Consider the following 6,781-nt stretch of genomic DNA (forward strand, 5'->3'; position numbering starts at 1 on the left):
AGAGGTTCTGCTCCGGATCCGCCGCGGCCCAGCCGACCCATCCCGGCAGAGAGGCGCGCTGGGTGAAGGCAAGCGCTCCCACGGGGGAGGAGAAGACCTTGCAGGGGTTCGGATCGGGCCAGTTCACCGCGTCGTTGTAATAGGCCGTCACATAAAGAATGCCCGAGGCGGTGACGCCGATGAAGTCGAAGGCATAGGCGGCGGCGCTCGCCGGAAGATCCGCCGCGGTGGCGAAGGTGCTCTTTTCGAGGGTGGACACCGAGACCGCCTCGATGGCGGTGGTCCCGGAGGCGTTCTTCGCGCCGCCGAAGGACGTGACGAGGATCTTGCCCAAGGTGGGTGCATAGGCCATGGCGGAAGGATTCTTGCCCACCGCAACCCGGCCGATCTCCTCCAGGGAGGCGGGATCGAGCTTCACCAGCGAACCTGCGGCGTGCACGGGAGGCCAGGAGGCATCCCGTCGCTCGATGAGGACGAAGAGCGCATCATTCACCACGAGGACGCTTTTCACGTATTCGCTGAGGTTGGCGGCAACGCCGTCGTCAAAGTTGACCGAGGCGACCTGCGCGTAGTTGTTCGTCATGTCGTGCTTGGTGAGATACGAGGCCGTGCCGTCGTTGTAGTAGTTCGCCAGAAAGAGCCACGTTCCCCAGGTGGCCGCCCCGGCGATGTTGTGCCCCAGCGTCCTGTTCACCTCCGGGGTTCCCCAGTTCTCGGGATTGTAGACGGTGAAGGTGTCCAGGGCGGCCCCGTAGTTGTTCGTCTCCCGGTGGAGCACCTTCCAGGCCCCGTCTTTCTGGAAGGAAAAGAGCGCTGGATCCCCTCCGGCGGAGCCCACCTTCACGGCGGAATCCCCCGAGGCCACTCCAAGAACCCCCGACGTGTAGTCCGTGGTGGCGTAGACCGCCTTCTCCACGGCCCCCGCGACGGCCGATCCGAACGCCAGAAACACTACAAGCATCACTGTGAAGATCCGCGACATGCGGAAGAAACGCTCCTTGTTCCGCTGCATGCTGCACGTCTCCTTTCCGTATTTCTCCCGGACCCGAAAAAGACATCGCCTCCCGGCGGCTCCTTTCGGGTTCCCTCCAAAGCCTTCCCTGCCGAGCCGCCCCTTTCGGGAGCCGGACAAGGAGATGCCTTCCTCCTTGAAGAGTGTCACCCATGAGGGACTTTCGAGACGGACATCACCTCCCCCGGAGTGGAATTTCCGTCGCGCCTTCGCCCACGCGCCGCGTCCGAAACCCCGTTTCTCCTGGGAAGTGCCCTTTTCCGGAATGAGGAAAACGAAAAGGACACCTTCCGCCCTCGAGGAAGGAGTCTTGCGACGCGGGGCAGTGTCCGGACTCGGAGTCATCCTCCGCACGGGCCTTCCAGAACGGTTCGTTCCGTGGCGTCGTCCGTGCATCGTCATCCTTACCGTAGCGGGGCTGTGCCGGCTTCACACCGGCTTCCTGCCCTCCGCGAACCTGTCTATAACGACAAAAAGAGGTTTCTCCCTTTCCGTCGCCCTGTTCCTGCGGTAGCATAACAGGAAGAAGCGCATCCGTCAAAATGCCGGATGTGCCGCCGTATCCGGCGGAGGGAAAGCATCGCATTCTTTTCGGAACGAGGGTGATCGCTGTGGAAGAGTTTCCTGCGTTCATGAGAAATCCGGCGAACCGCATCCGGCGGAGTTCGCAGTACACGAAGGACATCGAGGGCTATGTCGCGGGCGGGGCCGACGGCTCGCAGATGGCCTTCTGGACGTCCTTCGCGGACAGGACCTCCGACGAGCACGTCCACGACTACGACGAATATCTCGTCTGCGTGCACGGGCGCTACACCGTGACCATGGCGGGAAGGACGGTGACGCTCGATCCCGGCGACGAGCTGTTTATCCCCTCCGGCGTGGCTCACGGGGGATGCTGCACCGCAGGCACGAGAACCATCCACGCCTTCGGCGGCAGACGGGCCGAGCGGGAGGCCTGACCCCCGGCGGAAACCGGGGGCGCGTCAGCAGAAGAGCGTCCGATACCTGTCCAGGTGCCTTTCGAGGCAACCGCGGGCGGCCTCCAGGTTCCGCGCCTCGATGTAACAGGTCAGGTTCCGGTGACACTCGAGGATCTCCCGCTGATGCAGGAGCGATTCCTCCGCGTCGAGGCTTTGAAAGCGCTCCCCCATACTCTGGGAGAGAATGCGGTACAGCACCCGGTAGACCACGGCCACAAGGCCGTTGCGCCCCGCTTCGGCGATGCGCCGATGGAACGCCAGATCCTGGAGAAGAAACGTCTCCCAGTGCCCCAGACAGCCCTCCGCGGCGGCGACGATCTCCCGAAAGGCGCGGAGGTCCTCGCCGGTGCGGCGCTCCACACACCAGGCGAGCATGGCCTGTTCGAGGACGATGCGAAACTCGTAGATCTCCTTCGCGGAGATCCGCTCCAGATGGAGCATCGTCTCCAAGGGCTCCTCGATGTTCGACGCGGCGAAGTGCTGCACCGTGGTGCCGCCACCGGGAACGATCCGGACCAGGCCGCTCTGTTCGAGCATGCGCAGCGCCTCCCGCACGGTGGGGCGGCTGCGTTTGAACTGGGTGATGAGGGTCCGCTCCGAGGGGAGCTTGTCCCCCACCTTGAACCGGCCGTCGAGAATGCTGCGCCGGATCTGTTCGTAAATCGCCTCCGAGGCCTTGACGGTGCACACCGGCTTGAACTCCGCATACCCGGCGCTTTTCCGGATCTTTTCCCCGGACATGGAGCCATTCCCCCCATACGATAGCTTTGCCCCGTTCGGCGGAAGACGGTCTCTTTTCCGTGTGTCCCCCCCGACCTGCGCGCCTCCCGCCTCCCGACAGGCGGCAAAGAGGCCACGCACGACGACGCCTCACCTCATTCTACAGGGACACCGGAAAGGCCGCACGCCTTCGTCGCCCCTGTTCGTCATGGATGACATGTTCATCGTCCCGCCCAGGGGTGACACTATCACTGTCCAGCCACACGAGTGAAAAAAAGGATTTGACAAGACGCGGGGGTTTTGTTATGTTGCGCGAGTGTTAGATGATTCTAACACTCGCGCCGCCGTCGGAATATCTGCCGGAAAGCGTCATGTGTCGGTGAGATGTGCCAGAAAGAGAGGAGATCGTTTCATGCACAGGATGTTGGGAAACAGGCTTCGGGTTGTCGGAACGGGACTATGCGCCCTGTTCCTCGTGTGCTTTCTCATGTCGCCCGGAGATGGGGCGCAAACGGTCGTCACGGACCAGGCCGGAAGAGAGGTCGTGATCGAAGGCCCGGTCAAGCGCATCGTCACCATTCCCATTCCGGCCGCCAGCATGGTGCTCGCCATCGACGGCTCTTCGGAACGGCTGGTGGGAATGAATCCGCTCTCGAAGACGGCCATCGAGGGGGAAATCCTTTCCGAATTCTTCCCCGAGGCGCTGCGGATCCGCAGCGATATCGTCCAGGGAGAGGGGTTCCAGCCCAACGTGGAGTCGCTCATGAGCCTCGCACCGGACATCGTCTTCCAGTGGGGGAACTTCGGCGACAATCTCTACATCCCCCTGCTGGATGCGGGGATGAAGATCGCGCTCTTCAAGTACGGCACCCAGGAATACCTTGAGGGATGGATCGAGACGTTCGGCGCCATCCTCGGAAAGCAGGAGAAGGCTGCCACGATTCTCGACTGGCACAGGAAGACCCGCGAACAGCTCACCCGGAGAAGCGAGGCCATCCCCGATTCCGAAAAACCACGGACGCTTTATTTCCTCCGTTTTCTCGCCAACTATCAGGTCGCCGGAAAGAACACGCACAACGACGTCTCGATCGTCCTCTCGGGAGGCAAAAACGTCGCCGCGGAAGAGATCGACGGATTCGCCGCCGTGAACGAGGAACAGATTCTGCTGTGGGATCCGGAGGTCATTCTGCTCAACGGTTTCGAGCGGGATCTCACCCCCGAGCATGTCTACGCCGACGAGCGGCTCAAGGGAGTCTCCGCGGTAAAGAACCGCCGCGTCTACAAGCTCCCCCTCGGAGGTTACCGCTGGGATCCCCCCAATCAGGAGACGCCCCTCATGTGGATGTGGATGTCCTCCGTTCTCCATCCCGGGCGGGACAGGTTCGACCTTCCCGGAGAAATGGAAAAAGCCTACACCCTCCTCTACGGAAAAACCCTCTCCCGGGCGCAGTACGAGCATATTCTCGGAATGGAGAGAAACCGGGGAAGCGCGCACTACGAAGCTCTCTTCGGAAGGGCACAGTAGGGCATCGTGACCGAACGACACCGCGCCGTTCCCTTCCCCCTTCTTGCAGGAGTGCTTCTTGCCCTGACGGCGGCAGTCGCCCTGTTCTCTCTGGCGATCGGGCGTTTTCCCGTTCCCGTGGAGCGTGTTGCCCGAATCCTGCTCTCGGTGCTTTTTCCCACAGAGGCTTCCTGGACTCCCCAGGAAACCTCTGTGGTCCTTCTCATCCGCCTTCCCCGCGTTCTGGGTTCCCTGCTCGCCGGAGGAGGACTGGCACTCGCCGGAGCGGCTCTTCAGGGCGTCTTCCGCAATCCCCTGGTAGGACCGCAGATCATCGGCGTTTCCTCCGGGGCGGGGTTCGGCGGCGCGGTGGCGATTCTGTTCTTCGACGGCCTTTTCGCGGTGATTCCCCTCGCCTTTGTCTTCGGCCTTCTGGCGATGGTCGCCGTCTGGAGCCTCGGCTCGGGCGAACGGGAGGAATCTCTTCTCTCGCTCGTGCTCGGCGGCGTGGTCATCAGCGCGTTCTTCACGGCGCTCACCTCTCTCGGCCAGTATGTGGCCGATCCCTACAACAAGCTCCCCGCAATCGTCATGTGGCTCATGGGCAGTTTTGCGTCGTCGTCGTGGGAAAGGCTGCTCTTCGCCGCTCCGGTGATCTGCTGTGCGGGAACGCTGCTGCACCTGATCAGGTTCAGGATCAACGTCCTCTCGTTGGGGCAGGAGGAGGCGGAGTCCCTCGGCATGAACGTCCACCGCAACAGGTGGCTTGTCCTCGCCTGCACGACGCTGATCACTGCGGCAACCGTGGCACTGGCAGGGATCGTGGGATGGGTGGGGCTTGTCGTCCCGCATATGGCGCGCATGCTGGTGGGGTCCGACCACAGGAAGCTGCTTCCCGTGTCGGCGCTTCTCGGCGCGTCGTATCTCATCCTGATGGACGACATCGCCAGAAGCCTGACCGCGGCGGAGATTCCGATCGGGATATTGACGGCGCTCGCGGGAGCCCCGCTTTTCGCGTTCCTGCTCAAGAAACGCCAGAGAAAAGGAGGTGCATGGATGTGATCACCATGGAAAAAGGAGGATTCCGGTACAGCCGAGAAAACTGGATATTCCGCAACCTCTCCCTCTCCGTCGGCGAAGGGGAGATCCTCTCCATCCTGGGGCCGAACGGCAAGGGGAAGACGACGCTTCTGAAAACGATCCAGGGTGTGCTCCCGCTCTCCGAGGGCAGCATGCTGCGGGGCGGAAGCGTCGGATACGTGCCCCAGATCGCGGCGGTCTCCTTCGGGTACACCGTTCTCGATATGGTGGTGATGGGACGGAGCCGTCATATCGGCCTGTTCAGCTCCCCCGGGAAACATGATTTCTCCGCCTGTCGAGCCTGCCTCGAACGCCTGGGGCTGGAGACGCTCGCCGAGCGCCCTTTCCGCACCCTGAGCGGAGGCGAGCGCCAGATGGTCCTCATCGCCCGTGCCCTGGCGTCGGAATGCCGCTGCCTGGTCCTCGACGAGCCGGCGTCCGCCCTGGATTTCAGGAACCAGAACACCATGCTGCGCACGCTGCAGTCTCTACGGGACGAGGGCATGACGGTGATCATGAGCACACACGTACCCCATCATGCGAATGTGATCTCCGACAGGGCGCTGCTTCTGTTCTCTCCCGAGGAGCACCTCTTCGGCGCCTGCGAGGATGTCCTCGTGGACGAAAACCTCCGACGACTGTACGGCGCCGATGTCCGGAAGATATCCTTCTCCTCCGGCGGCAGAGGATATTCTGCGGTCGTGCCGCTGTTCTCATGAGTGCCCCCGAATACGTGTCCGAAAAAGGAGATGCGAATCCATGCTGATCGAAAGAAAAGCGCTGCAAACACTGCTCTACACGATGCTGACCTGCCCGTGCCCCGTCGGGGAGGAGCATGAGCGCGCCCTCGTCGACGCATTTCTGTCGTTGGACGCGGATCCCCTGGACTACGACGTTTTTCTCTCCATCGCCGACCGAAATCCGGTTCCAACTCCCCTGCATCTTTTCCTGCGGTTCCTCGCCGACGGGAGAGACATTCCCTTCGCGAGCGACATCGTCTTTTCCGATGTCCTGCGCTATTTCGGAGGACACTATCATTGGGAGCGTTCGATTCAATCCTTCGACCCGCTCGCGATGCGGGACTCCGCCTCCTACCTGATCGGACACATGTTCCTTCCGGTCACGGTCGTCTCCGGAAGCGAGGGGCGGCAGACCCTCTGGAAATCGGACGAGGCCTCCGTCCTGTTCACGGAGACGCTTGCCTTCCCGGGAGTTCCCCTTGCGGAGGACGGGCTTTTCGCCCTGCACCTCGGAGGTCTCGTCGCCCGGCTCTCTGTGGCCGAGGCCGGGATGCTGCAACAACACGCCCTTCTGCTGAAGGACATGGTCCGCCTCGCCCGGGAGACGCCTGAAATAGACTGCTCGCGGTTCTATTTCGGCAGAGACCACCGAGAGGCGACACTCTTCCGCCTCGAACGCAACGGCGTTCTGTAACTCCTGCAAGAGACGGGCAAGCCCCATCGGGAAGCCGAAGGGGCGGGCCCG

7 protein-coding genes and 1 riboswitch are annotated in these 6,781 nt (G+C 62.5%); of the genes, 5 read left to right on the plus strand and 2 right to left on the minus strand.

All coding sequences use genetic code 11. From position 1 onward, the window contains the following. Positions 1-1,012, minus strand: a 1,012-nt coding sequence (locus Q1K49_RS06365; RefSeq protein WP_300524144.1) for a hypothetical protein, incomplete at its 3' end; no start/stop codon positions are given. A 302-nt stretch (positions 1,013-1,314) separates the two neighbouring features. Then, a riboswitch (cobalamin riboswitch) is annotated at positions 1,315-1,488 on the minus strand. A gap of 156 nt (positions 1,489-1,644) precedes the next feature. Between Q1K49_RS06365 and Q1K49_RS06370 the strand changes: the two genes are divergently transcribed. Continuing rightward, positions 1,645-1,971, plus strand: a complete 327-nt coding sequence (locus tag Q1K49_RS06370) for a cupin domain-containing protein (RefSeq protein ID WP_300524146.1) — start codon at positions 1,645-1,647, stop codon at positions 1,969-1,971. A 24-nt stretch (positions 1,972-1,995) separates the two neighbouring features. Here the strand turns inward: Q1K49_RS06370 and Q1K49_RS06375 are convergent, their stop codons facing one another. Beyond that, positions 1,996-2,733, minus strand: coding sequence for a FadR/GntR family transcriptional regulator (locus tag Q1K49_RS06375; protein ID WP_300524148.1), 738 nt, complete (start codon positions 2,731-2,733; stop codon positions 1,996-1,998). A 391-nt stretch (positions 2,734-3,124) separates the two neighbouring features. Here Q1K49_RS06375 and Q1K49_RS06380 point away from each other — a divergent pair, with 391 nt between their 5' ends. Genes Q1K49_RS06380 through Q1K49_RS06395 form a run of 4 tightly spaced genes read left to right on the plus strand, consistent with a single transcriptional unit; the run spans position 3,125 to position 6,730 of the window. Then, a complete protein-coding gene (locus Q1K49_RS06380) occupies positions 3,125-4,237 on the plus strand; it encodes an ABC transporter substrate-binding protein (RefSeq protein WP_300524151.1) in 1,113 nt (370 codons plus the stop codon). A 6-nt stretch (positions 4,238-4,243) separates the two neighbouring features. Further along, positions 4,244-5,278: an iron ABC transporter permease gene (locus Q1K49_RS06385; RefSeq protein WP_300524154.1), complete on the plus strand. Its 1,035-nt coding sequence runs from the start codon at positions 4,244-4,246 to the stop codon at positions 5,276-5,278. 5 nt (positions 5,279-5,283) lie between these two features. Continuing rightward, complete coding sequence (locus Q1K49_RS06390; RefSeq protein ID WP_300524160.1) at positions 5,284-6,015, plus strand: ABC transporter ATP-binding protein; 732 nt, start codon at positions 5,284-5,286, stop codon at positions 6,013-6,015. Between the two features lie 40 nt (positions 6,016-6,055). Then, positions 6,056-6,730, plus strand: a complete 675-nt coding sequence (locus Q1K49_RS06395) for a hypothetical protein (RefSeq protein WP_300524157.1) — start codon at positions 6,056-6,058, stop codon at positions 6,728-6,730. Positions 6,731-6,781 lie beyond the last annotated feature (51 nt).

Origin of the sequence: Aminiphilus sp., from assembly GCF_029975095.1 — a bacterium.
Lineage (GTDB): Bacteria > Synergistota > Synergistia > Synergistales > Aminiphilaceae > Aminiphilus.

What these genes read in the sequence shown, in the direction of transcription:
- Q1K49_RS06370 (WP_300524146.1), top strand. Translation starts at nt 1,645, where the DNA reads ATGAGAAATCCGGCGAACCGCATCCGGCGGAGTTCGCAGTACACGAAG.
- Q1K49_RS06375 (WP_300524148.1), bottom strand. Translation starts at nt 2,733, where the DNA reads ATGTCCGGGGAAAAGATCCGGAAAAGCGCCGGGTATGCGGAGTTCAAG.
- Q1K49_RS06380 (WP_300524151.1), top strand. Translation starts at nt 3,125, where the DNA reads ATGCACAGGATGTTGGGAAACAGGCTTCGGGTTGTCGGAACGGGACTA.
- Q1K49_RS06390 (WP_300524160.1), top strand. Translation starts at nt 5,284, where the DNA reads ATGGAAAAAGGAGGATTCCGGTACAGCCGAGAAAACTGGATATTCCGC.
- Q1K49_RS06395 (WP_300524157.1), top strand. Translation starts at nt 6,056, where the DNA reads ATGCTGATCGAAAGAAAAGCGCTGCAAACACTGCTCTACACGATGCTG.